The following is a 317-nucleotide window of genomic DNA, read 5'->3' as shown; positions in this document are numbered from 1 at the left end:
TTTGGATAACAATCAACCACCAAACATAATGCCAATAATGGATAACAACCAACCACCAAACATAATGCCGATTATGGATAACAATCAAATGCCAAATATGATGCCGATTATGGATAATAACCAAATGCCAAATATGATGCCGATTATGGATAATAACCAAATGCCGAATATGATGCCGATTATGGATAACAATCAAATGCCGAATATGATGCCGATTATGGATAAGAATCAAAAGCCGAATATGATGCCGATTATGTATAATAATCAACAGCCGAATATGAAGCCTATGAAGTATAAGAAACAACAGCCGAATATTA

The 317-nt window shown here is 34.4% G+C and carries 1 pseudogene; it reads left to right on the top strand.

Going from position 1 to position 317, the window contains the following annotated elements:
* A pseudogene (locus JDS98_RS29685) lies at window positions 1-317 on the top strand (peptigoglycan-binding protein LysM); the annotation flags it as partial.

Origin of the sequence: Bacillus cereus group sp. N11 (assembly GCF_016483605.1) — a bacterium.
GTDB lineage: Bacteria > Bacillota > Bacilli > Bacillales > Bacillaceae_G > Bacillus_A > Bacillus_A toyonensis.
Note: the sequence above shows the minus strand (reverse complement) of the source record. Positions and strands in the feature narration are given on the sequence as shown.